Origin of the sequence: Acinetobacter sp. FDAARGOS_724, assembly GCF_013364475.1 — a bacterium.
GTDB classification, from domain to species: Bacteria; Pseudomonadota; Gammaproteobacteria; order Pseudomonadales; family Moraxellaceae; genus Acinetobacter; species Acinetobacter variabilis.
The window spans coordinates 571,149-597,516 of record NZ_CP054908.1; the positions used below are offsets into that span (position 1 = coordinate 571,149).

Consider the following 26,368-nt stretch of genomic DNA (forward strand, 5'->3'; position numbering starts at 1 on the left):
GGTCTGGATCTACTTAACGATAGCCATTTGGATTCTGTTTTTGCCAGTTCCAGCTATCGGCCAGCATATCTTCCAGACCATACTGCGGTTGCCAACCTAGCTCGGCAATGGCACGCCGATTGTCTGCAAAAGAGGTCGCCACATCGCCTGCCCGGCGCGGCGCCAGTTCAAATGGAATCTCCACCCCATTGACCTGTTCAAAGGTATTTTTCACCTGTAACACGGAAATCCCGTTTCCGGTTCCAATATTCCAGGCGCGACAGCCCTGTGCATTTAAACGGTTATTCAGTGCACATAAGTGTGCATTGGCCAGGTCCACCACATGGATATAATCGCGGACGCCTGTGCCATCGACGGTATCATAATCACTGCCAAAGATTGAAAGTTTTTCACGACGACCGACAGCCACTTGGGTCACATAAGGCATCAGGTTATTTGGAATGCCTTGCGGGTCTTCACCAATCTGGCCACTTTTATGCGCACCAACCGGATTAAAATAACGTAATAAGGCAATTGACCAGCGCTCATCAGCAACTGCCAGTTTTTCCAATAACTGTTCAATAATCAGTTTGGTATAGCCATAATTGTTGCTTGGCATCCCCGTTGGCATTTCTTCATTTAAAGGAGAGGTATTAGCTTCATCATACACCGTTGCAGAGGAACTAAAGACCAGTTTAAACACCCCTGCGCGTTGCATCGCCTGAGCCAGACTGATAGATCCGGCAATATTATGCTCAAAATAAGCCAGTGGAATTTGCTGACTTTCCCCCACCGCTTTAAGACCGGCAAAATGAATCACCGCATCAATCTGGTGCTGCTGGAACAGCTGATCCAGACCGGCACCATCCCGGATATCCCCTTCAATAAAATGGAGACTTTTCTGGGTGAGGGCTTGTACCCGTTGTAATGATTCTGCCGAACTGTTTGACAAATTATCTAGCACCACCACCTGATGCCCGGCATTGAGCAGCTCCAGACAGGTATGCGAACCAATATAACCGGCTCCACCGGTGACCAGAATATTAGCCATCTGATTTTCCTAATAAAATGTGTAATAAACCTTGTGTCGAAGCATCCAGTGCCGATACATCCTGCTGCTGGCCATTTAAAATTGGCAACAGCTGATTGGCAATTTCCTTGCCCTTTTCTACGCCCCACTGATCAAAGGGGTTAATATTCCAGATCACCGACTGGACAAACACCTTATGCTCATACAAGGCAATCAGCATCCCCAAGCTATACGGGTTCAGTTCCTGGATTAAAAAGGTTGAACTCGGCTGATTACCGGCATATTGCTTATACGGTGGCAGACTGGCCAGCTCGGCCTGATCTAGCGCCTGATTACCAAAAGCCAGTAAGCGTGATTGCGCCAGACAGTTAGACAGCGCCAGATGGTGCTGTTCGACCAGCGCCTCTGCACTTTCGGCATAGGTAAACTGGTTGGCATTGTAGCGTTTGACTGGGGCAATAAAATCACAGCTGACCGCCTGTGTGCCCTGATGCAGCAGCTGATAAAACGCATGCTGGGCATTCGGTCCCACTTCACCCCAGACAATTGGACAGGTATCCAGTTCCACCGCTTCGCCACTGCGCTGAATCGATTTACCATTCGACTCCATTTCCAGCTGCTGCAGATAAGAGGCAAAATATTTTAAGCGGCCATCATAGGGCAAAACCGCATGGGTCTGAATATCCAGGAAATTATTGTTCCAGATCCCGAGCAGGCCCATCAACACCGGAATATTCTGTGCAAAGGGTGCGGTCTGGAAATGCTGATCCACCGCATAGGCACCGGCCAGAAAGGCTTTAAAGCCTTCCACCCCAATAATTAGCGCAATCGGCAAGCCGATACAGGACCAGAGTGAATAACGGCCACCCACCCAATCCCACAGCAGGAACTGGTTTTCTGGCGCGATACCCCATGCGGTCATTTTATCAGGCTTGGTCGAGACCCCAACAAAATGATGCTGTAATACACCGGCCTGTTTACCCAAGGCTTTTTCCAGCCATAAACGGACGGTTTGTGCATTGGACAAGGTATCAATGGTGCCAAAAGATTTAGAGGAAATAATAAACAGCGTGGTTTCCGGACGCAGCTTATGCAGCAGATCCGAGAGCTGGCTACCATCCATGGTCGAAACAAAATGTACGCTCAGCGGCTTGGCACTTGGATGTTTAAAATCGGACAGTGCCTGAGTCGCCATCAAAGGTCCCAAGTCTGAACCGCCGACGCCAATATTGACCACATCCTGAATCACTTCACCGGTGGCACCGCGGCATTGTCCGGCATGAATTTTTTCTACCAGCTGATACATTCGCTGTAGCTGGGTCTGCACCTGCCCAGCCAGTTCCGGATGAGTACTGCCCTGTTCTGGCAAACGCAGCGCCCAATGCATGGCTGCACGCTGTTCGGTATAGTTAATCGTATCGGTGGAAAACAGGGTGTTGATCCAGCCCGATAAGTCATGTGCCTCAGCAAAGTGTATCAGCTGCGCCAGTACCTCGGCATCAATACGCTGCTTGCTATAATCAAAAACCAGCGATTTTAAACGTACGGAGAAGTGCTCGAAACGCTGCGCATCCTGGGCAAATAAATCGGTTAAATGGCGCTGTTCAAACTGATTTTTTAAAGTCTGTAACTGTAATAACAGTGAATCACGCGTATGTAGCGCTGCTGAACTGCTCATTAGCGTCCTACTCCCATATAGGCAAAGCCTTGCGCTTTGACAAATTGCGGATCATAGATATTACGTCCATCTAAAATTAACGGATGCTGCATACTGTTGAGCAGGGTTTTATAGTCCGGACTCCAGTAATGTTTCCAGGCGGTTAACAGACACAGTGCATGGCTGTCTTTGACGGCTTCATACTGGTCCTGACACAAGATCAGGTCATCGCGTTCACCATACAGTGCCTGAATTTCTGGCAAGGCTTGAGGATCGTGTAATTTAACCGTAAGCCCTTGCGCCCAGAGTGCCTTGAGCATGGCGTGAATCGGTGAATGGTGTACGCGTGAGGTATTTTCCTTAAAGGCTGCACCCCAGATGGCAATGGTTTTGCCTTTTAAATTGCCCTGATAATAGTTCCACAGTTTGCGAAACAGCAGTTCTTTTTGCTGCTCATTAATCTCCCAGACCTGGGCTAAAAGCTGGCTTTTCACCCCGGTGGTTGACACGGTATTGGCCAGGGTCAGGACATCATGCGAGAAGTTTTCTCCGCCAAAACCGGCGCCCGGATACATATAGGACGCGCCAATCCGGCTATCAGCCGCCATGCCCTGGCGCACATGTTCAATATCAATGCCCAGTTTTTCTGCCACTACGGCCAAGTCATTGATATAACTGATCCGGGTCGCCAGCATGCCGGAAATGCTCAGCTTGGTAAATTCCGCATCCAGCACCGGCATAAACAGGTATTGCTGCTTGCGCGGGAATAAAGGACGTAAAAATTCCTGCACTTTGCTCTGCACCTGCGGGTTCATACAGCCCACGGTCAGCTGCTCCGCCTGGGTAATACTGGCCAGTGCATTCCCTTCCTGGCTCATATCCGGCAAATACACCCAGTCATCTTCAGGCAGTAGCTGTTTCAGACATGCCGTACCCTGCAGACCGAGGGTTGAAGCATTGATCATCAGTTTCGGATGAATGATCGGGCGCTGCTGGAGCTGCTGCAACAATTCAATCAGTAGTGGCTCTTCAGCCGGATTCAGGCTAAACAGATAAACATCAATCTCCAAACCCAGCTCTTTCAGGCTACAGTAATGCAAGAAACCTTGCGCATGTTGCTGCTGCAGCAGGCGATTGACCGCCTCATCCTGAAAGTCAGGCGCTTCCGGCCTATCTTGCCCGAAAATGTCACACCAGTAGACCTTGTGCCCACATTCTGCCAATAGCGCCGCCATCACCCCGGCATAAAGCGTTCGACCAAAAACTGCAACCTTCATGCTGACCTCTGCCCTGTATTAGTCTTTAAGTTCTTGAATCAACTGTTTAAATGCTTCACCTAAACTTGGATGATCCACCCCGTAATGCAAGACTGCCTTTAAGTAACCCAGTTTGCTGCCACAATCAAAGGTCTGGCCTTTCATCCGGTAGGCTTCGACTGTTTCCAGCTGCTGTAATGCGGCAATGGCATCGGTCAGCTGGATTTCATTCCCGGCCCCTTTTGGCGTGGTGGCCAATAGCTGCATAATTTTGGCCGGTAATACATAACGCCCGATCACGGAAAGATGAGACGGTGCCGTACCGACCGCCGGTTTTTCGACAATGCCCTGCATTGCAGCACTTTGGCCCTCTGCAGGGGCAGCGGCAACATCCACAATGCCATACTGATCGACCAGATGCTCCGGCACGGCCTCAACCATAATCTGTGCTGCTTGTGTGGTATTAAAACGTTCAATCATCAAAGCCAGATCATTTTTTTCTGCCTGATCTTTGACCAGCACATCTGGCAGTAACACGGCAAAAGCCTCATCACCGACAATATCTTTGGCACACAGTACTGCATGACCCAGGCCCAGCGGCTGTGGCTGACGCACACTGACCACGCTGACCTGCGGCGGTAAAATTTCGGTAATTTCTTTTAGCAAATCCCACTTTTGCTTCTGCTCTAATGTGGTTTCTAGCTCAAAGTTACGGTCAAAGTAGTTTTCAATTGACGCTTTGGAAGAATGCGTGACCAGAATAATCTGTTCAATTCCCGCAGCAACCGCTTCACGTACCACATATTCAATCGCTGGACGGTCGACCACGGTTACCATTTCTTTGGGAATAGATTTACTTGCTGGTAAAAAACGGGTACCCAAACCTGCAACAGGTAAAATCGCCTTCTTAATCATATATTTTAACCTGATCTCGATATTTTAATTTACTTTAACTTCTTTACCACGTTGATAGCCATCAACATAGTGCTCCAGCTGGCTTAATGCCCAATCAATATCCGATTGCACCGCGGTTAACTCATTGAAGCGCTCAAAGACCTGCAATAACTCATCCAGAGGATACATTTTTTCATAAGAACGCAAAATCCGGCTGTGTTGCGTCACTTCGGTATTATCGGCATCAATCAGTAATTCTTCGTAAAGTTTTTCACCGGGACGTAAACCGGAGTACTGGATTTCAATATCGCCGTCCTGACTGTCGGCTTCACGGACTTTCAGACCACTCAGCGCAATCATCTGACGGGCCAGATCCTGAATCCGTACCGGCTCACCCATATCCAGCAGGAACACATCGCCACCATGACCCAAGGCACCAGCCTGAATCACCAGCTGTGAGGCTTCAGGAATGGTCATAAAGAAACGGGTCACATCCGGATGGGTCACGGTAATCGGGCCACCCTTGGCAATCTGCTGTTTAAATAGCGGCACCACAGAACCAGATGAACCGAGCACGTTACCAAAACGCACAATACTGATCTGGGTCTGATCCTGCGCCTCGGCCATGGCCTGACAATACAGCTCAGCCATCCGTTTTGATGCGCCCATCACATTGGTCGGACGCACCGCTTTGTCGGTTGAAATCAGCACAAAGGTTTCAACGCCATTTTTCACCGCAGCATTCAGGCTAAAGGCGGTGCCAATCGCATTATTTTTCAAACCAGCAATCGGGTTACATTCTACCAGCGGCACATGCTTATACGCCGCCGCATGATAGACCGTCTGCACCGCATACTGTTCAATAATCCGTTCCAGTTTGGCCTGATCAAGAACCGTACCCAGAATCGGGATAATTTCGACATTGGATGCCAGACGCAGTTCTTTATCAATGCTGTACAGGGCAAATTCGGTCAGCTCATAAATCACCAGTTTCTGTGGCTGGTTTTTAATAATCTGTCGGCATAATTCGGAACCAATTGAACCACCGGCACCTGTGACCATCACCACTTTATCTTTAATATTTTTTTCCAGCAGCTCTGCCACCGGCGGCACCGGATCACGGCCCAGCAAGTCAATAATATCGACTTCCTGAATATCGGAGACGCGGATTTCACCATCCACCAGTTTGGTCAGCCCCGGAATTTCGGTAATTTTTAAATGGGCAGGTTCCAGAAATTTGACGATTTCACTTTTGCGGCTACGTCCCACAGAGGGCAAGGCGATTAAAATTTCATCAATCCGCAATTTGCCAAAACATTTAAGCGCTGTTTCCGGCAGATAGACATCAATCCCGCCAATATTCTGCCCACTTAAAGAGGGATTATCATCAATAAATAAAATCGGTAAATGTTCATTAGAGCGGTTTAAGGTCGCAGCGACCTGTTGACCGGCATTGCCTGCACCATAAATTGCGATGCGTTTTTTGGGGATACCCGCCTGTACATAAGAACGGACAATAAAACGGATGATTCCTCGGCTAAACCACACCCAGGCGAACATCATAAAGCCGAACATCAGTGGAATTGAGGTTGGAATAAAAGCATCTGTTAAATAGGCCAAGGCATAGAGTCCCGCCACCGCCAGAAAGGTCGCCAGCCCCAGTTTGACCATAAACACTTCATTGTAGGTACGTACAATAAAGCGGTACACCCCAAACACAAACAGCAGGATAACCGCAATTGCACTGACCCACAGTGAACCAAACGGAATATTCGGCACCACCTCTGCACCAAGGTCAAACTGACGAATGGCATAACACAGCCAGATTAGGACTGGAAATACACAGAAATCCAGAATGACCAGAAAAGCCAATTTGGCAGCACGGGGGGATTCGACAAGAGGTAGGATGACGGATTTCACTTGATGTGTCTTCTCAATAGGAATAGTACAGCTCAGTTCAATTATTAATATTGGAATGATTAAACTGCAAATTAAACTCAGTTTGTAAAATGCATCAGTTGATGCATTTTTTATATGACATTATTGTAGCACATATTAAATTATATACGCTGAATCACCTGGGCAATCGCCTGTTCGGTTGTGCGAATATTATCTTCCGATAAGGTTGGATGCACCAGGAACATCAGGCTGCTTTCACCCAGCTGCTGGGCATTGGCTAGACGCTGGGCGGGTCGCCATGGCGTACCATCGAATGCATGCTCTAAATACACTTCTGAACAGGAACCGCTAAAGCAAGGTACGCCCAGTGCATTGATTTCGGCCATAATCCGGTCACGTGACCAGCCTTCTGGCAACTGCGCCGTATTGACCTGTACATAGCACTTATAGTTGGCATGGACATAATCACTGTTCGGATAATGCACACTAAAATACGGACTGTCCTGAAATACCTTTAAAATACGTTGGGCATATTCAGTCCGTTTTTGTGTCCATTCTGGCATCCGCTGTAACTGCAGTCGTCCAATCACAGCTTGCATTTCCATCATGCGCCAGTTGGTGCCAAAAGAGTCGTGTAACCAGCGAAACCCTGGTGGATGCTGTTTGTTATAAATGCTGTCGTAATTTTTACCATGGTCTTTATACGACCACATTTTTTTCCAGAGCTGTTCATCATTGGTGGTGACCATGCCACCTTCACCACCGGTAGTCATAATTTTGTCCTGACAGAATGACCAGGCACCAATATGTCCAATTGATCCGGCAGGCTTGCCTTTGTACATGGCGCCATGTGCCTGCGCACAGTCTTCAATAACATACAGGCCTTTGTCCTGCGCCAGTTGCATAATCGGGTCCATATCACACATCCAGCCCGCCAAATGCACGCAAATAATCGCTTTGGTATTTGGAGTTAGTGCTGCTTCTATGGTACGGGCAGAAATATTTTGTGAGTCGAGTTCTACATCGGCAAACACCGGATTGGCCCCAGCAGTCACAATCGAGCTGGCAGATGCCAAAAAGGTCCGTGAGGTGACAATCACGTCATCACCTGCACCAATATTCAGGGCTTTTAAGGCCACATCCAGTGCAACTGTACCATTGGCCAGTGCCACTGCATATTGAGTTCCTGCAAAGCGGGCAAATTCTTTTTCAAATTCACGACATTCCTGCCCGGTCCAGTAGTTGACTTTATTCGACAATAGAACCTGGGAAACCGCATTCGCTTCTTCCTGAGTAAAACTTGGCCATGGTTCAAAGGCAGTATTTAGCATGGTTTATCCTGGAATAATCTGATTTTTTAAATATTAAAAACTACTTCTTTTCAAGTATACGCGCTGGGTTGCCAATCACCGTTACGCCCGGTGGGACGCTTTTGGTGACTACTGCGCCCATACCAACCACAGCACCTTTGCCAATCACTAATGGTTTGTCTGGTGTACCCTGTTTGATTACGGCACCTGTACCGATATAGGCATGGTCTTCAATATGGATATTGCCATTGCATTTCACCCCAGGCGCAAAGGTGACGTAATCGCCAATGACACAGTCATGAGCGACATAACTATAAATATTGGCATGAAAAAATTTTCCAATTTTAATATTGGATGTCAGACAAGTGAAAGGGCAAAGTAAACTACCTTCACCAATCTGAACTTCATCTAAAATAACTGTATTACTTGCATGAATATTCAAATGTTGAATTTGATCTTCAGTTAAACGTTTCACCAGTTTTTCACGAACTTGGCTATTTGCTATAGCAATCGTTACTGCCTTTTTTTGGTCAGGATACTTTAAGAAATCTTCATAACTTAGGACCTGATATCCATTTAAACTAGTACCTGCCCCACTATCATCAATAAATACAAATTGTTGTTTCTCTAATGTGGGATATTGTTGTCTAGCCAAAGGCATGACTTCTTTACCAAAACCACTTGCACCATATACACCAATATAAGAAATCATGAATTTGAATCCTTTTCTGAACCTGTAAATTTAGACATTGTGGCTTCACCCGCTTCATTAATGTCATCTTTGGCGAGCACTTTTTTCACCGTTTTTAGCATAATTTTAAAATCTAACCAGACCGATTGATTTTCGACATACCAGGTATCAAGTTTAAATTTTTCTTCCCAGCTTATGGCATTACGTCCATTCACTTGTGCATGCCCTGTCATGCCTGGGCGGACTAAATGGCGTTTGGCTTGTTCTTGGTTATATAGCGGTAAGTATTCCATGAGTAATGGACGCGGCCCGACAATGCTCATATCGCCTTTAATCACATTCCATAACTCTGGCATTTCATCCAGACTACTGGAACGCAGCATTTTACCAAACGGGGTTAATCGCTCACTATCCGGCAAGGGGTTGCCATTGGCATCTACCGCATCTTTCATACTACGAAATTTGATCATTTCAAACGGTTTGCCATGTAAACCGGGGCGTACCTGGCGGAATAAAACGGGAGAGCCCAGATTTTTTTTCACTTTATGTGCCACATAAAAATACAGCGGTGACAGTAAAATGAGAGCAATGGAAGCAATAATAATATCGAGGAGGCGTTTTAGCATTTATAGACCTAGAATATTCACCAAACGTTGATTTACTTTTTCTGCATCAAACTTTTCAACGGCAATTTTATAGCTTTCAGCACCCATTACTTGAATTTGTTCTGGGTGTTCAATGAAATAAATCATTTTTTCTGCCAAAGCTTCAGGATCCCATTTTGGCACTAAAAAACCATTTACACCATCCTCAACTGTTTCTCTACAACCTGGTACATCTGTGGTGATAATTGCACGACCGATAGCCATAGCCTCTTGCGTACTTCGTGGTACACCCTCTCGATAATAAGAAGGTAAGACAAAAACGCTAGAATTTTCTATCCATTCGGAAACGTTGCTGACATGTCCTGGATATTCAATAATATTGGTTTTTACCAAACGTGCTAGCTCTTCCTCTTTCAAACTTCCTAATGCTTCTTTATCAATAGCACCTAATACAATAAATTTAACTAAGGGATATTTTTCCTTCACAATTTTTGCTGCTTCGATGTAATCATGAATACCTTTTTCCGCAAGTAAGCGTGCAATAAAGATAAAAGAAATATCAGAAGTAAAGTTTGTAGAATACTTATAATGTTCTAAATTTAAACCTATTCCACCGAGGACCTCTACTTTTTTGACCTGTATTGCATATTTTTCAAGTAAATCTTTAGGGTCATCAGGATTTAAAAAAATAAGCTGGTCAAGTTGTGGTAAAGCAATTTTATATAAAAAAACCTGTATCTTTTTTATGAGCTGAGTTTTTTTACTTAAGCCTTCTGGCTGCTCTGTAAATGTATAGCCTAAACCTTCAAGCATACCAATAACACGTGGAGCTTTAGCTAATTTGGCTGCCAAAGTACCAAAAATGACAGGTTTTGAAAAATAAGAAAATACTAAATCAGGATTAATTTCTTTAATTTTTTTTGAGAGATTATATGTTGCAATGATATCTGCAAGTGGGTTCAGCCCACCACGGTTTAATGTATATGTAATTGGTGTAGCACCCAACTTTTCTATTTTTTTTAGGTCTTCTTTCGTATATTCAGAAGTAAACGCATAGACTTGATGTCCTTTTTTTAAAAGTGTGCGGATTAAATCTGCACGAAAGCCATAGAAGCTAGATGCAACTGTGCCAATAATTACTACATTCACTTCTTAATTACCTTTTGAGTTTTACAATCTGATTTAAGCTTTAGGATGTAAAAAAAACATATATAAACAGCAAGATAATTATATAATCTCAACCGAATAGCCGTACCCAAATTATCATTACCGATTAACCAAACACTTGCATACAATACAAAAAAAACTATCAGAAACTGTATAAAACTATTGGCATATTTTATATTTTTTAAAATATAAAAAAACATGAAAATAAAAGGAACTGTTTCAGTAAAAAATAAAGCAATAGCTAAAGGATTTGTAACATATAAACCCAAAAGCTGCCCTAATATACTTAGAATAAAATTAGGTATAAACATTACAGGATTAGAGAAATCCAAACCTAAAGTAGAGCCACCTTCGCCTTCCTCAAAACCAGAACGATATTCTGTTAAGCTTTCAAAAATGCCAATATAGTTTGCTATAAACAGTGCAAAAAAATACAAAATAGTAAGTATAAAAATACGCTTTTTTGTTAGTTTAATTTTCCACAAAGCTAATGCCAATAAAAATGCGTAACCTAGATAAGGACGCAAAGCCATTAAAAACAATCCCATTAAAATTGCAAGTATATAAAAATAAGAAAAGGAAATAAAATTCGAACGACTTAAACATTTTTTCACAATCAAGCACCCTATCAAAAATGAGAGCACCATAAATACATCACGGTAAATATCGAATGTATAGAAAAAAAGTGTCGGATAGATTAAACATAGTAAAACACTATAAAGATAATATTTCTGATCTTTTTTAAAATTTAAATCTGACAACTTGGTCACTAAAACAGGAATAATAAATAAATTTAAAAATAAAAATAAATAAGATACCGCCTCTCTAGAATATAACCCTAAGTCATTAAAGAATCTTAAAATGATAGGCCAAACATTTACAGCGCGATCAACATAACCTAAAGCATAGTCATGATAATAATCTGAATCATTACCACCACTTAAACCCACTTCAAGCAAACCACTATTGACCAATATAAAAAGCAACAACTTTAAAAACAAAATTATTGCAAATAATAGCAGCAAGAATATATTAGGTAGCCTATTTAAAATATTCACAATTCACCAAACAATAGATTATAGTTTACTTTGGCTTTGTTGCACAAAGATTTCATAACTATATGATTTTAAAAGTTTTGATTATTTTTTGATCCAAAATTAAATTTATTTAAATCAGATGCTTACATATTTATGCAACAAAGCCGTTTACTTTTAACTTTCTTTAAAAGACTAACAGGAATAAGTGAGGGAATGAAAATTATCAAAGTTACCAAAGGAAATAACTTAAACCCAAATAACCATCTTTTGACCCATGCACGAAAGTTTCTTTTACGACACAAATCGACTAAATGTACAAAATAAATGTATATTAAATATTTTTTTAATTCTTTATTTCTTAGCTTATCTTTATTAACAGAATAATATTCTAATATATATGGATTAACATTATCACGCCCCCCCCTTGAAGAGTCTTCCTCTTGAACAACATTAACTAAACAATAAGGAATATAACAAAAAATGTATTTTTCAGCTATTCTTGCCCATACATATAGATCTTCACCTACTTTTTCCCCTGCAGGGAACCCTCCAATATCCAATAAAATAGACTTTCTCACACATACAGCGGATGTATGCAAGATCGTTTTACGAGATGAAATATCAAAAAAACTATCAATATATCCTTCACTCAAATGCATTATTGAATTTTCATTATTTACTTTATAGCCTGAGATCCATAGTCCCGCATCTGAATATTTATCTATATACTTATTATACATACTTAAAAAATCAGTCTCCCAATTATCATCAGCATCTAAAAAGCAAATAAACTCATATTTACTATTTGCAACACCTACATTCCTTGCTACTGAAACACCTTGATTCTTTTGATCGATTAAAATAATATCTAAATTTGGGTGCGTATTTATAAAATCATTAATTACTTTAAGTGATTGGTCAGTCGAGCCATCATTAACAAGAACCAACTCAAATCTCTTAAAACTCTGCTCACTGATAGATTCTAATGTTCGACCTATGCTATATTCTTTATTGTAAACAGGAATGACTATCGAAAACATTTATTAATCCTTAACCATTTTACCAATAATACTGTTTTTACCAACTAAATCACTTTCTATTAATTGAGGTAATAATTTCCTATCACCAGAAACCAATTTAATTATAGGTGGTAATGGATAAATTTCTAAAATATCATAATTAATAAGTAAATTATGCATTTTTAAAGGTTTCCAGCCATAATGATTTTGATAAAAAAAAGCACTATTTTCACATTTTTTTAAATAAAAATTAAAATCACTTTTATTCAATAAAACTATCTGTTGTGTTAGATAGATTAATAGGTATTCTGGATTAGAAATCTTTTGCTTTATTTTTTCGTAATCAATTCTACTAGAAATATATGTATAAAGCTTTTTAGCACCCATTAATTCTATTTTAGAAAATTCTTTCAGCCATAATCCTATAAACTCATTATTTTTTGGTGCAGCTAAAAACCAACTTTCTATAATGGGTCTGTTATAGTCTAATGTTGATGAATTATTGTAAAAAGCTATTAAATCATAATTATGAGCTTCATCCAATAGTGGAAATATTTCATTTAAACTTTTATTTAAAATAGTAGATATATCTATCCATATACCACCATACTTATATAATAGATTCAATCTAATTAAATCTGTTTGATTAGCAATAGGTGTATCAGGAGAAAAATTAAACTCTCTTAAGTATTCAGGCAAATTATGAAAACCTAAAACAACTATATTGTATTCTTTATTTAGCTCATAGATACGATTCACATAAATTTGGATATGAAAAGGAATATTTTCTTCCCCCCAAAATAACCAAATTACTTTAGGGACTTTATGTTTAAATAAAGAACTAGAATTTTTTATATCTAGTATTTCATCTTTTAAATCATAAACTGGAGGTTTATTAGAAAAAATTTTAAAAAGCTTGAAAAACCATTTTAAGAAAAATGGTTTTTCAGATAAGTAATTAAGAAGATTATTTTTAAGTTTTATCATTATATAGACTCAACATTTTTCAATTTAATATTAAATTTGCTTTTAGAAAAAAAATAAAAATCTTTATAACGCATCATAAAATCATCATTATACAAATATATACATTGAACTTTTAAGAGTGAGCTAACATTCAATAATGCACTACTAATAAAACTATAAACCTCAATTTTAACTTCTGGATTTTCAACTAAATATGTAATAATAAAGTCTTCAAATATCAAAATACTATCTACTGTCTCAAAGTTACCTTTAGGGTATTCTATTTCACGAGGATGAGGAAAATAGTAATCAATTTCTATTCTTTTTAGCTTTTCTTCCACAAAATTATGATCAAATTTTTCTTCAATATCAGATAGAGGTTGACCTAAATAAAATTTAACAGTTTTATCATTACTTATTTTTTTTTCATTTAATTCCAACTGGGGAAGCAATGCAATAAATTTTAATTTATTTATAATATTAGGAGCATCACGATAAATTGTATAATGTTTTTTAGACTTTACCTTTATGTCTTCTATATAATATTTAACACCAAGTGACCTCCATATAATTTTCTTTAATTTTGAAGGTTCCGTACTGTTAGAATAATATATACTTGAAGGTATAATATTAGCCGTACCATCATCAAATGTAAAAACATTAGCTAAATTATTTTTAGAAATAATGTACTGAAAATGTCTAGCATCTATACTTGCCAAATATAAATTGTTATAGTTTTTATTTATATTAGATTTTTTCAAATGTTTTAAAAAGTATAAAAATCCTGTTAGCCCTGCCCTAGGTATATAATAAAAACTATTGTCACATATTTCCTTTAATCTATTATAGTAATAACGGTATTTTTGGTTATCATTTAATGCCAGAACGACTAAGTCGAAATGTTCATTTCCACTTAAATGTATAATTTTTTCTGCTATTAACATCTGTAAAGGCGTTGCACACATTATTAGGCTTCTTGGTTCTTGCTTAGCATGATCCATAACACAACCACCATTAATAAATTCGAAAATATAAGTGAAAAAGGAATAAATTCTATCGAAAGCTGACTTAGACCAGCAAGTAAAATAACGTAAACCATTGATGTCGAAAATGTGACTGTCGCAATTAACTTGTTTTTTCCATGAAAGAAGAAAAAGTTAACCAAAATTAAGTAAGGGAGTGTAAGACCATAACCAACTAAGAACAATACCGTATAAAACTGGGCTTTAGCAAATTGTGCTCCCAAAAACCAAGTGAACCATGAATTGGGTAAAAAATAGCAAATTATAGCAGGTATGCCTATTACTGCTAAGCTGGCCAGATTATATTTTTTGATCTTCGCAACAGTAAGATTTCCATTTTTTAATTTTTCGTAGTAGTAAGGAACAATGGCTTTATTTAGTGCCATAAAAAAAATAGTCAATACCGAAGCAATTTGTACACCTGCCGAATAAACACCAAGTTCAGTCGGTGTATATAACTGATAAATAAAAATTCGATCCACCTGCCCCTTCATAAAGAAACTCAATTGATGAAGAACCAAAGGAATGCCAAATGCGAAGATATAGGCTAAAGCTGCTTTATAGTGCTGAAGACCAAACGAACGTCGAAGCTGAAATGATCGATTAATATAAAAATAAGTTATCAAGAAAACCAGCAAGGCACTCAACAATAAGGCCAGCAGGCGATTAATGACCTGATCACCTACAAAAAACTCAAGCATAATGATGGTTAATCCCACCATACTGACACTGCTTAAAAACTGGATAATAATGTACGGAATAGGTTGCTTCTGGGCCTGACGTAAAGCCAATTGCACAGAGAGAAATGAATTAAACATAGCAATAATAACAATGTATGCAAGCACTTCACTTTTTAAATACCATGCTACCATCAAGCTGACTAATGAAAAGGCAATATTGTAGACATATCCTGCTCTTACAATAAGATCGACAGCCTGATTACCATAAAAGTAAAAATAGCGCGTTATTGCTCCTTCTTGACTGAGTCCAATAAAAATTCCAAACAAAGCCAACCATGTGAGGTAATATGATAATTCACCAAAGCCTTCCGGTCCTAATTTTCTTGTTAAATAGGGTAACATCAGAAAAGGGAGACTTTTCGCAAAAAGCTCCCCAATCAAATAAATAAAGCTATCTTTTAATACCTTCATTCAATAGCCCTATATTTTTTGATTGCACTAAATTTCATTTATAAACTAAAACCGTCATCTACAATAATATTTTGACCTGTTACATATCTTGACTGTTCAGAAAGTAAGAATAAAACTGAACCTATGATTTCTGTAACATCTAACATACCAGCTCCATGAGTATGGCTCTTATATGCTTCTAAAAATGGTTCAGATTGATGATCAAAGATACCACCTGGACTTACACAATTAATGCGGAATCGACTATCGTTGACATAAGCAACTGTGTATTTATTTAAATGGAGTGTTGCTGATTTAATTGCAGCATACTCAACAGGCATTGTCATTTTCGTATTGTTATAGATATCAAATTTTGGAGCAACTACTCCATAAATAGATGAGATATTCACAAGCGAAAAAGGAGTCTGGGATTGTGTAAAATATTTTGCACATTGCTGAGTGAACAAAAACATACTACCTAAATGTAGTGATAAGTTCTCATTAAAGCTTTCAAGGGTCACATCAAAAAAATGTGAACCATATGTCTTATTACGTGGATATGTTGTATTAACAGCTCCATCAATTTTAAGATCTTTTGAAAAAAATGACTTTACACTTGATTCATTTGTTACATCTAAAGAAACCAACGATAACTTTTCGTTTGTAGGATCAACCCCCAAACTATTTAATCGAGTTGCCATAGATTCAAGGTTTATATCAACAGCAATAACTTTTGCGCCTTGCTCTAATATAGCCGCCACCAAACGTGTGCCTAGTAGTCCACCAGCACCAGCTACTAAAAAGGTTTTATTCTCTAATAAATTTTGCATCAGTTATTCACCTTTAATAATAGCTTCAGCTAAACGAAAATCATAAATATCATCGATATCCACAGCTCTTGCTTTTGGCACTTCAATACTCGCAACTTTTCCTGAAAATAAACCATAGTTATTTAATACAAACTCAGGTGTTGTGGCATAGACTACTGTTGTAATATCAAAAACTTTGGGAGCATCTTGACGGCGTGATACCTCACCTTCAGGCTGATTGACAAGCTCAACAAAACCAGCCTCATTGTACTTAACCATATTGAAATATGGACTGCGACTTGCAGGTGTAACTGCAATACAAATATCAGCTGTCTCTGCTTGTCTTTTTAAAATCGCAGCCTCTACATCCTCTTGGCTACGTAATGGACTAGTTACAGGTAAACTAACAAACCCATCAAATGAGCCATAGTGCTCAGTTGCCCACTCAACTGCATGACGCCAAGACAACCATTCTGGACTTTGATCAGTTGCTAGTTCAACAGGTCGCTCTATAAGAATTGCTCCACCTTCTATAGCGACTTGTGCAATAGCCTGATCATCTGTTGAAACAAAAACTTGTTCAATTAAATCCGATGCTAAAGCGGTATCAATTGAATATTGTAATAACGGTTTTCCTGCCAATGGTTTAATATTTTTTCCAGGTAAACCTTTAGAGCCGCCTCTAGCAAAAATAAATGCAAAATTTCTCATATAAGCAGTCTCATTCTTTCGTCACAAATTCTTTCATCTCTACAATCAGACCTACTGTTCTTTCAGCTTCTTGCAGACTTATAGATTGGTTTGGCTGTCCGTTTATTTTTTTAATAAAATCGGTAACCATTTCTAAATACATTTGATTTTTATCCCACTCAGGGTCGCTATAAATTTCTTGTTGCTCTTTAGCCTTAATAAGCACAACTTCATTTCGAATTAAATCCCACTCAATACATCCTTCACTGCCAATAAAACGACATTTACGATGTGCTTTACGTTGCAAAAAATCTAAGTGGATATTTACAACAGCTCCTTTCGCTGTTGTCATTAAAAGATCGGCATTATCCTCGACTTCTAAACCGAGCTCTTCTGAAGCACGTAAAACGACATATTTAGGAGTAAGCGAACCTAAAATCCATTGAGCATAATCTAACTCGTGACTCAACTCTAATAGGACTCCTCCCCCTAATTCAGTTTTAGCAGATACTGTTTCGCGATAATCCTTGGTAGGTCGCCAATCTGGTAAATACTGACCAATTTCAATAAATGCATTATATAAGTTTCCAATGACACCCTCTTGTATCATGTGTCGTACTTGCTGCGCTGAAGGTAAATAGCGCAAACAGTAACCTACTGCTACAGGTGTCTTATACTGGGCTTCTGCATCAATTAAAGCTTGAGCATCTGTCTGGGTAACTGAAACTGGTTTTTCTATTAATACAGGGATACCTGCTTTAATAAGTGGTATTGCATGTTGGGCATGAAAAGGAGCTGGTGAGGCAATTATTGCAAACTGAACTTGCAACTGAATAATTTCATCAATACTTTCTGCTATATGATCGCTATCAGACACCGGCTCTTTAGGAATACGACCACTAGCAGACATCACAACTAATTGTGCTTCAGGAAAAAGCATTTTAAGGTTACGACGATGTCGGGTAGCAATATTGCCTAAACCAATAACAGCAATATTTTTCATATTATTCTAGACCCAACATATGAATATCTTTTTGCGCACGGTTATAGTCTTCCATATGACCGATGTCGAGCCAATATTCATGTAAAGGATAGCTTAAGACTTTATTTTTCTTTTCCATTTGCTGTTCTAAGATAGTCGGCATACCAATAAACTGTGCATTAACTTGAGCCAACAATTCAGGTGAAATGACATAAATACCTGTATTAATATCAAAGAAATAACTTGGTTTTTCAGTCATGCTTTGTATTACGTTATCTTCGGAGTTTACTACGCCATAAGGAATTTGATATTGGAACTCTCGCACACACATCGTTGCAATAGCTTCACGCTTCTCATGAAAATCCAATAATTTTTCAAAATTCATATTTGTTAATACATCACCATTAATGACAATGAATGGCAATTTAATATCTGATGCTGGCAATAAACTCAATGCACCGCCAGTTCCAAGCGGATCAGTTTCATGTACATATTGGATCTGTACGTCAAACTTCTCACCATTACCAAAATGCTCATTAATCACTTCTGGTAAATAGTGGGTAGAAATATAAAATTTGTAAAAGCCTTGATTTTTAAAGCTTGAGATAATGGTTTCTAGTAAAGGCTTACCACCAACAGGTAACATTGGTTTTGGGCATGTATCTGTGAGTGGGCGTAAACGTGTACCAAAACCACCAGCCATAATAAAAACTGGATTTTCTTTACGTTTTTTACGAATCAAATCATCAAGCGTAATAATATTAACTAACTGATTATTTTTAATTACTGGTAATGCCAGATAACTTTTTTCACGCATGATCTCAAAAATCTGACGATTATCTAAGCTCCCTTCCTCAATGCTATAAGGATTAGTATGCATAATTGTATCAACAGCTGCATGCACATCTTGGCCTTTTAGAAGCCCTCTACGAATATCACCGTCTGTAATACTTCCGATCAATTGATTATCATCATCAACTACCAAAACAATTCTTAAAGCATATAAATCAAGGAGTTCCAATGCTTTCAGAATTGAATCATTTTTATGCAAAATTATTTTATTAACATCTCTAGTCACGACTTAATTCCTTAGCAGGTAATCCAATATAGACCTTATTCGGTTCCGTATGTCTCACAACCACAGAACCCGCACCTATAACAGAATTTTCACCTAAATATTTTAATTGCTCTGGACTTTTGCCCGGCAAAATAGCAGCATTTGTTCCAATGTAAGTGCCTTGCTTCAAATGAATACAACCAGACACATTCACACCTGGCATGACAGAAACGTAGTTTTCTAGAATACAGTCGTGCCCAATTGTGCTGTTAAAACTTACGATAATAAAATCACCAAAACGACATGAGTTTGTAATTCTTGCTCCAGCCGCAATTACCACACCTTTACTATTTTCCAACAACTCTCGAATACCATACCCAAGTGATGATTGAGAGTGAATCAAATTAGGATAAAGTAAATGGGGATAAGCTTCATATATTTTTTTACGAATCTTCGGATCAGCAACACCGATCGCATATTCCGTATCCTTTAATATCGGTATGACTGATTCAGGCAAAATAGGGAAACCAAGTAAGGTGTCACCATCTTTGGCATTTCTTTCTAAAAAAAATATATGGTGGTAGCCTTGATCTATTGCTAAATCTACTAGCTCTTTTGCAAAGCCACCTGAACCAAAAATCGCTAGTTTTTTCATTTAAATTTCAATAAAGTCGTTCTTTTTAAAGCTACGTTTTGCTCTTGTACCAACAACATCCCAATACTTATTTGGCTCTAAACAAACGCGACCAGCTCGTTTTGTCGTAACATTGTCAGGGGTTAAAAGCTCCCCTTCCATAATATCTGTTTTCGCCACAATACTACGACGTACTAGGTAATAGTTATCGCTCTCTTGCTGTAGCATAAATTTAATACCGTCTCCTAAAGCTGCATGTGTTTTATGCAAAATTTCGACATAATGTTTAAATTCATCTGGTTCCATTGATGCTGCATGGTCTGGGCCAGCCATCGTTTTATCTAATGTAATATGTTTCTCGAAAATGCGAGCACCAAGACTTACACCAATAACCGCTGCATATTCATCAAGCGTATGGTCAGAAAATCCGGTTGCCAAATCAAATACATTTTTTAGAGTTGAAATGGCTTTAAGATTACTTTCTTCAAATAATGCTGGATATTGAGTCACACAGTGTAAAATAGAAACCTGTTCCTTCAACTGTTTACGTACTGAAATTTTAGAATAAGCTTCTCTAAATAACTGCTGAGACGGCCGAACATCTGTTCCCTTATCGATAACAAATGCAAATACTGATAAGGCTTGTTCAATATCACCCAAACTCGCCGTTCCTGTAGATAAAATGACATGTTTTTTTGAACATGCAATTTCATAAAGAAATGGTAAATTTGAAATATCAGCAGATGATACTTTTAAGTAAGGCACATCGATGTCATTTACTAAGAACTTCAAACTGTCAGAGTCAAACGGCGTTGAAATAAAAGTAATTTGATGTTCATTACAAAATTTCTGTATTTCTTCTGTTTGCTCATAAGTGAGCTCTAAACTTTTTACAAGCTCTAATTGGCTTTGGCTAGAACCTGTATTTTCTTTTTGATATGCAGCCATTTCAGTTTGATCAGATAACAAACTATCTGCTTTAAATGTTTGAAATTTAACAGCGTTCGCACCACAATCTTTGGCTTTTAAAATAAGCTCTTTTGCTAATTCTACAGAGCCATTATGATTTACACCAATTTCTGCAATGACATAAATTTCGTCTTGATTAAAGATCATAAAATGGTGCCTTCTTTTTAAAATCCGTCGTTTTAATAAGTTCAATTATTTTCTGAGAAGTGTTGCCAAGCCCTAAAGGTGGAACAACTTGACTCAATTCATCATCTGGGAAATTAATTGCTTTTTGCAATGCTTCTAAAATTTCACTTTCGTCTAATCTAACATCAAGGATAGATTCACAACGCAAACGTCCTTTTTGACGATCACCAATATTTACTGTTGGAACCTGTAACGCTGGAGCTTCTGATAAGCCACTTGATGAGTTACCCACCATAGCTAAAGCATTTTTCAAAACACTTAAATAATTTTGAATACCAAAACTCTTTACAAGCAATACACGATCTGGCAACTGTGATTTTAAATCAAGCATTGCCTTCACAATGTTAGTATTACCATTGTCGGCATTTGGATAACTAAAGACAAAATTGACATCTTTTATTTGCTTAAGTGCATCAAATAAAGGCGCAACATTTTCTTCTAGTAAATTAGTTTCAGGATGGTAAGTAATCAGAAAATATGGTTTTGAAAAATCAAAATCATATAATTCGCTTAATTCTGCAATATTTTTAAATGTTGTGCGCTGGATATGATCTAAACCTAGTGCGCCAACATTAAATACCTTGTCTGGTTGCTCGCCTAATTGAATAATTCGTTTCTTATATTCCTCTGCCGCGGCAAAATGAATATTAGACATTTTAGTGATCGCATGACGAATTGATTCATCATATGCACCTTCTGTGATTTCACCACCATGCAAATGCGCAACAGGTACATGCATGATTAAAGCAGCTTGTGTCACTGCTAAAGCTTCGAAACGATCACCCAAAACAACTAATAAATCAGGTTGCATACGTTTCAATGCATCTGCAAATCCAAGTAAGCCAACACCCATTGATTTCACAACGGCGGACGACGTATCAGATGACAATAGCATTTCTACCGATTCGGTAATTTCGAAACCATCTTGAACAATAGTTTTCCAAGTTTCGCCATGCTCAGGTGAATAATGCATAGCCGTAGCTAGAATTTGTAACTCTAGCTCTGGATCTTGCTGAATATCTCGCATTAACCAATACAGCAAACCATATTCAGCTCGAGTTCCTGTAAAAACGGCTATTTTTTTCATTCTTATTACTCCAGAGGAACTGAACTTGGAATATTTACGACTCTTTCTTCCAGCCATAATGAGTTAGTTAAATCACCTTGTAATGCAGTTTGGTACATTGGCAATCTGGTCATTAAAGTCCAGATTGGGCGAGTCATCACCTTATTTGAATTGGTTTCATCCAAAATCAAATCTCGTTGTGCTTTATCTTTGCAAACAATGGCATTTAACCAATAGTTAGATCGGCAGTCTTCAGGTTCCACAACAAATGAAACATCACTATCTTTCAAGAAATCTTGATATTGCTGAGCTAAATCACGCTTTTTAGCAAGGAAACCTTCCAAACCTTCCATTTGTGCACAACCTAAAGCAGCATTCAAATTCGGTAACCGGTAGTTAAAACCATTTTCATCATGATAAAACTCATAAGGATGCGGTATTTTTGCAGTTGTTGTAATGTGCTTCGCTCTTATGCCAAGTTCTTCATCTTGACATAAGACCATACCGCCACCGCCTGTAGTTATGACTTTATTTCCATTAAAGCTAAGTGCTGAAACTAGACCAAAAGTTCCAGTATGTTTACCTTTGTAGTAAGAACCTAAACTTTCGGCAGCGTCTTCAACTAATGCAATATTCCACTTGGTTACGACCTGTTGAAGCTCATCAATTTCCACAGGATGGCCAAATGTATGCATTGGAACGATTGCAGAAATTCGTTTATTCGTTGCTTTGTGTTTACATACACCTTGGTCATCAACAAAAGCATTAACTTGCAAATAAGCGTCTAATGCTTTTGGACACAAGCCGAGTGTCTTCAATGAAACATCAATAAATAATGGTTCCGCACCGATATAAGACAAGGCATTACAAGTTGCGACAAAAGTCAAAGCTTGTGTAATTACGATATCGTCGCGCTTTACACCAGCGAGTAAAAGAGCAATATGTAAAGCCGCTGTTCCATTAACAGTCGCAATAGCTTTAGCACAGCATGTAAATTGTTGAACCTTGGCTTCAAAGTCATTTACATACGCACCAACACTAGAGACAAAAGTACTGTCAATTGTATCTAATACATATTTCTTTTCATTACCAAGAAAACGAGGTTCATGTAATGGAATAAAATTATTGGTACGATAAATATCTCGTACAAACTGATTAAATTTAGAAGTATCCATTACATTTTCCCATCTAAATATAAACCTGTTTCTTTGTGTCCAAAGTTAGGCATCATATAGTTAAATAGATCAACAATTTCTTCTTTATTCCACTGCTTATTTGAAAGCATTGCATGAATTTTTTCTTCAAATACATGCAACTTGTCTTCTTCAACATTTAGTTCGTTTTTAATAACCCCTAAATTATTAAAACGTTGCATATCTAAAGTTTCATTATCGGTAAAGAACTCTTCAAAATCTTTCTCCCCCGTAGTTGTGCTTCCAGCAAATAAACAAGGCCATTTTCCTTGTTTTGGCAAAGTCTGAATTAGGCTACGCGCTTCATCCTCAGACTCACACAAATACGGCTCATACCCAAGGTTATTAAGATATTTGACTGCAATATCAGCAAAAGTAATGAGGTGTAAGTGTTCGCTAAGTTTAGGGAAGAAAATATCTCTATTCTCACCTAGTAAACAAGACATGAGACACAGCTCACCTGACTCTTTTGGAGTAACGAAATAACGGCGAATATCATTTGGCGCAGCAATTGGCTGATTTTTCTGGATGCGTTGATTAAAACCATGTAGTAAAGAACCATCTGAAAATGCAACATTTGCAAAACGAGCCGTTGAAATATCAATATGCTGACTTTGGCGCATAAGGAACATTTCCATAATACGCTTTGAGCCACCCATCATATTTACAGGGTTAGCAGCTTTATCTGTCGAAACGCAGAAATACTTTTTCACGCCTTTTTCAATAGACTGCTGAATCGTTTTTTCAGTATTCAAAATATTGACATGAATCATTCGCATTAATGTAAATGGATCTTTTTCACTACGTACATGCTTTAAAGCAGAAAGATTTAAAACATAGTCAAAATCACCATCACTCTGAATATAAGCATCATACTCAGCAGATCCAATATCTAGTGCAAATGTTTGGAAATCACCATCAATGTAGCCAAATGAACTACGAATATCACGAACGACTTCTGTTAGATTATTTTCTGAAATATCAACTACATGTAATTTTTTAGGATTGCGTTTAAAGATTTCTTTAACAACAGCCTGACCAATAGAGCCAGCCCCACCCAAAACTAAAAACTTTGACTTTGTAACTGTTTCTTTTAATTTATTATCCCACGTTTCAATATCATTCGTAAATAACTCTTGAGATCTACCAATTAACTCTAACATTATATCTTTAGACATTGTAATTCATTCCGGTGAAAAACCACTAGCTCAGTTAAAATAATTCTAAGTGCAGTAAAATCTTCTGACATTACACCATCATTAAAAAAACTGATGCTCTAAAATAACTTTGGCAGAAATATTAACAGAAATTCATGAATGTTCTGTTATGATTTTTAGCCAAAAAAATCTCAAATGCTTCCTTTTGTGTCAGTTTTTTGCAAATGATCTTTGTTTAATTTTGCTCTGTCTCACAATTTAGATACTTTTTGCCTCAATTTTCAGGTCATGCTTGCGTATACTTTCGCAATCTACTTACAATTTGTTATATACCCTTAAAATAACTTCGGTAAACTATTTTTTATTTTTTATGATTTTAGAAAAATCGAGAACAGGAATACGTGTGAGACAATTCAAATATATAATTCTACTGTCTTTTTTGGTGACAGCAAGCGGGTGTGCGATCACCTCCGGCTTACAGACCTATGACTTACCTTCTGAGGGTGTCTATCAAACAGACTTGGGGACTTCGGTGAATGTGGTCCGGCTCACTCAAGATACTGTGCTCGGTTTGCAACCAGCAGTACAAAATATTCAGCAAGATTATGCCCACCTGTTTACCCAGTCACACCGCAACTATAGCCTCAGCCCAGGGGACATCCTGTCGATCTATTTATGGGCCTATCCTGAAATTTCAGGAAGTAACGCTGACTCTAAAAATGGTTATCAAATTGACCAAAGTGGCTATATCCATTTCCCGATTATTGGTCGCTATAAAGCTGCTGGTAAATCTTTAAGTCAGGTGAATCGTGAGCTGCGCAGTCAGTTATCTCGCTACTTAAAAACTCCGGATGTGATTGCTCGAGTCTCATCTTATCAAGGACAACGCTACTCAGTTCAAGGGAATATTGAGAATGGTGGTGTCTATCATCTAACAGATCAGCCTGTGAGTATATATAGCGCTATAGGTATGGCTGGCGGTATTAATGCTCAACAAGGTGACAATGCTTCAATTACTTTAGTTCGCCAAGGAAGAAGTTACACTCTTAATAGTATTGAACTAGAAAGAGCAGGATATTCTTTGCATAACTTACTCATTCAGCCAAATGATACAATTTATATTAATGCTCGAGAAAATCAAAAAATATATGTGATGGGTGAAGCTGGTAAAAATCAATCTTTACCTATGCGCGCAGAAGGTATGAATTTAGCAGATGTTTTAGGCGAAAGTTTGGGGATTAATCCTTTTACTGCCAGTCGCAGTAAAATTTATATCGTACGCTATCAACCAAATAACCAGATGACCGAAATTTATAATCTTAATTTAACCAGTATTGGTGACTTTGGACTAGCAAACCAGTTTAAAATGCGCAGTAATGATATTGTCTATGTAGATGCTACAGGACTAGTTCGTTGGCAACGTATTATTAACCAAATTGTACCGTTCTCTAATGCTATATATAATTTTGAGCGTTTGGGGAACTAATGAAAATTAACAATATTCTGGTGGTCTGTATTGGCAATATTTGCCGTAGCCCGATGGCGGAATACTTTTTAAAACAAGAATTTCCGCATTTACAAATTGAATCTGCCGGTATTTCCGGGCTGGTCGGTCATGCAGCCGATGACAAAGCCAGTCTGTGCATGCAACGTTTAGGGATTGATATGAGCCCGCATGTGGCCCGAAAGCTGAATGCCAAGCTGGTCAAGAAAGCCGACCTGATTTTAGTGATGAGTCAGAACCAGCAAAAACATGTGGAACAGACCTGGCCCTTTGCCAAAGGTAAAACCTTTAGACTCGGCCACTGGCAAAGTAAAAATGTGGCCGATCCTTACCAGCATGATCAGGCCGTATTTGATGAGACCTGTGCGTTAATTCAAGCCTGCATTGCCGACTGGAAAAAATATATCTAGTTTCTTAATATTCTAGCTTTTTTAAAATTCTACTTTTTTGATATTTAAA

General features: G+C 38.5%; 25 protein-coding genes. 2 read left to right on the forward strand and 23 right to left on the reverse strand.

What is annotated here, in order from left to right:
- Window positions 1-13 precede the first annotated feature (13 nt).
- The 23 genes from galE to FOC32_RS04170 form a co-directional block, all read right to left on the reverse strand.
- A complete protein-coding gene (gene galE / locus FOC32_RS04060) occupies window positions 14-1,030 on the reverse strand; it encodes a UDP-glucose 4-epimerase GalE (RefSeq protein WP_104499737.1) in 1,017 nt (338 codons plus the stop codon).
- Window positions 1,023-2,687, reverse strand: a complete 1,665-nt coding sequence (pgi, locus tag FOC32_RS04065) for a glucose-6-phosphate isomerase (RefSeq protein WP_175966427.1) — start codon at window positions 2,685-2,687, stop codon at window positions 1,023-1,025. The genes galE and pgi overlap by 8 nt, the downstream gene beginning before the upstream one ends.
- Window positions 2,687-3,943 (reverse strand): UDP-glucose/GDP-mannose dehydrogenase family protein, encoded by a 1,257-nt coding sequence (locus FOC32_RS04070; protein ID WP_175966429.1) that lies wholly within the window; start codon window positions 3,941-3,943, stop codon window positions 2,687-2,689. The genes pgi and FOC32_RS04070 overlap by 1 nt, the downstream gene beginning before the upstream one ends.
- 18 nt (window positions 3,944-3,961) lie before the next feature.
- On the reverse strand, window positions 3,962-4,837 hold the full coding sequence (galU, locus tag FOC32_RS04075; protein ID WP_175966431.1) for a UTP--glucose-1-phosphate uridylyltransferase GalU: 876 nt from the start codon (window positions 4,835-4,837) through the stop codon (window positions 3,962-3,964).
- A 24-nt stretch (window positions 4,838-4,861) separates the two neighbouring features.
- Window positions 4,862-6,736, reverse strand: a complete 1,875-nt coding sequence (locus FOC32_RS04080) for a nucleoside-diphosphate sugar epimerase/dehydratase (RefSeq protein WP_175966433.1) — start codon at window positions 6,734-6,736, stop codon at window positions 4,862-4,864.
- A 140-nt stretch (window positions 6,737-6,876) separates the two neighbouring features.
- Window positions 6,877-8,046 (reverse strand): DegT/DnrJ/EryC1/StrS family aminotransferase, encoded by a 1,170-nt coding sequence (locus tag FOC32_RS04085; RefSeq protein WP_175966435.1) that lies wholly within the window; start codon window positions 8,044-8,046, stop codon window positions 6,877-6,879.
- Between the two features lie 40 nt (window positions 8,047-8,086).
- A complete protein-coding gene (locus FOC32_RS04090) occupies window positions 8,087-8,737 on the reverse strand; it encodes an acetyltransferase (protein ID WP_104499742.1) in 651 nt (216 codons plus the stop codon).
- Complete coding sequence (locus tag FOC32_RS04095) at window positions 8,734-9,342, reverse strand: sugar transferase (protein WP_175966437.1); 609 nt, start codon at window positions 9,340-9,342, stop codon at window positions 8,734-8,736. Before FOC32_RS04095 ends, FOC32_RS04090 begins: the two co-directional genes overlap by 4 nt.
- Window positions 9,343-10,470 carry a glycosyltransferase family 4 protein gene (locus FOC32_RS04100; protein ID WP_175966439.1) on the reverse strand — a complete coding sequence of 376 codons (1,128 nt, stop codon included), beginning with the start codon at window positions 10,468-10,470 and terminating at the stop codon, window positions 9,343-9,345.
- Complete coding sequence (locus FOC32_RS04105) at window positions 10,467-11,495, reverse strand: hypothetical protein (RefSeq protein ID WP_416378062.1); 1,029 nt, start codon at window positions 11,493-11,495, stop codon at window positions 10,467-10,469. Before FOC32_RS04105 ends, FOC32_RS04100 begins: the two co-directional genes overlap by 4 nt.
- A 173-nt stretch (window positions 11,496-11,668) precedes the next feature.
- On the reverse strand, window positions 11,669-12,565 hold the full coding sequence (locus FOC32_RS04110) for a glycosyltransferase family 2 protein (protein ID WP_175966442.1): 897 nt from the start codon (window positions 12,563-12,565) through the stop codon (window positions 11,669-11,671).
- 3 nt (window positions 12,566-12,568) lie between these two features.
- Window positions 12,569-13,531: a glycosyltransferase family 32 protein gene (locus tag FOC32_RS04115; RefSeq protein ID WP_175966444.1), complete on the reverse strand. Its 963-nt coding sequence runs from the start codon at window positions 13,529-13,531 to the stop codon at window positions 12,569-12,571.
- Complete coding sequence (locus FOC32_RS04120; RefSeq protein WP_175966446.1) at window positions 13,531-14,511, reverse strand: glycosyltransferase family 52; 981 nt, start codon at window positions 14,509-14,511, stop codon at window positions 13,531-13,533. Before FOC32_RS04120 ends, FOC32_RS04115 begins: the two co-directional genes overlap by 1 nt.
- A complete protein-coding gene (locus FOC32_RS04125) occupies window positions 14,478-15,683 on the reverse strand; it encodes an oligosaccharide flippase family protein (protein ID WP_175966448.1) in 1,206 nt (401 codons plus the stop codon). The genes FOC32_RS04120 and FOC32_RS04125 overlap by 34 nt, the downstream gene beginning before the upstream one ends.
- Window positions 15,684-15,721: 38 nt before the next feature.
- Entirely contained in the window at window positions 15,722-16,492 is a 771-nt protein-coding gene (locus tag FOC32_RS04130; protein ID WP_175966450.1) for an oxidoreductase, read from the reverse strand.
- A gap of 3 nt (window positions 16,493-16,495) precedes the next feature.
- Window positions 16,496-17,182 carry a cytidylyltransferase domain-containing protein gene (locus FOC32_RS04135; protein ID WP_175966451.1) on the reverse strand — a complete coding sequence of 229 codons (687 nt, stop codon included), beginning with the start codon at window positions 17,180-17,182 and terminating at the stop codon, window positions 16,496-16,498.
- A gap of 10 nt (window positions 17,183-17,192) precedes the next feature.
- On the reverse strand, window positions 17,193-18,164 hold the full coding sequence (locus FOC32_RS04140; protein ID WP_175966453.1) for a Gfo/Idh/MocA family protein: 972 nt from the start codon (window positions 18,162-18,164) through the stop codon (window positions 17,193-17,195).
- A 1-nt stretch (window position 18,165) separates the two neighbouring features.
- Window positions 18,166-19,221: a nucleotidyltransferase family protein gene (locus FOC32_RS04145; RefSeq protein ID WP_175966455.1), complete on the reverse strand. Its 1,056-nt coding sequence runs from the start codon at window positions 19,219-19,221 to the stop codon at window positions 18,166-18,168.
- Entirely contained in the window at window positions 19,214-19,855 is a 642-nt protein-coding gene (locus FOC32_RS04150; protein ID WP_175966457.1) for a sugar O-acyltransferase, read from the reverse strand. The genes FOC32_RS04145 and FOC32_RS04150 overlap by 8 nt, the downstream gene beginning before the upstream one ends.
- On the reverse strand, window positions 19,856-20,950 hold the full coding sequence (locus FOC32_RS04155; protein ID WP_175966459.1) for an N-acetylneuraminate synthase family protein: 1,095 nt from the start codon (window positions 20,948-20,950) through the stop codon (window positions 19,856-19,858).
- Entirely contained in the window at window positions 20,940-22,076 is a 1,137-nt protein-coding gene (neuC, locus tag FOC32_RS04160) for a UDP-N-acetylglucosamine 2-epimerase (RefSeq protein ID WP_175966461.1), read from the reverse strand. The genes FOC32_RS04155 and neuC overlap by 11 nt, the downstream gene beginning before the upstream one ends.
- 5 nt (window positions 22,077-22,081) lie before the next feature.
- A complete protein-coding gene (locus FOC32_RS04165; RefSeq protein ID WP_175966462.1) occupies window positions 22,082-23,230 on the reverse strand; it encodes a LegC family aminotransferase in 1,149 nt (382 codons plus the stop codon).
- The gene (locus FOC32_RS04170; RefSeq protein ID WP_175966464.1) at window positions 23,230-24,426 is read right to left on the reverse strand and encodes a UDP-N-acetylglucosamine 4,6-dehydratase; all 1,197 of its coding nucleotides are present in this window, start codon (window positions 24,424-24,426) and stop codon (window positions 23,230-23,232) included. Before FOC32_RS04170 ends, FOC32_RS04165 begins: the two co-directional genes overlap by 1 nt.
- 382 nt (window positions 24,427-24,808) lie before the next feature.
- Between FOC32_RS04170 and FOC32_RS04175 the strand changes: the two genes are divergently transcribed.
- Both FOC32_RS04175 and FOC32_RS04180 read left to right on the forward strand, forming a co-directional pair.
- Window positions 24,809-25,891, forward strand: coding sequence for a polysaccharide biosynthesis/export family protein (locus FOC32_RS04175; protein WP_175966466.1), 1,083 nt, complete (start codon window positions 24,809-24,811; stop codon window positions 25,889-25,891).
- On the forward strand, window positions 25,891-26,319 hold the full coding sequence (locus tag FOC32_RS04180) for a low molecular weight protein-tyrosine-phosphatase (protein WP_175966468.1): 429 nt from the start codon (window positions 25,891-25,893) through the stop codon (window positions 26,317-26,319). Before FOC32_RS04175 ends, FOC32_RS04180 begins: the two co-directional genes overlap by 1 nt.
- Window positions 26,320-26,368 lie beyond the last annotated feature (49 nt).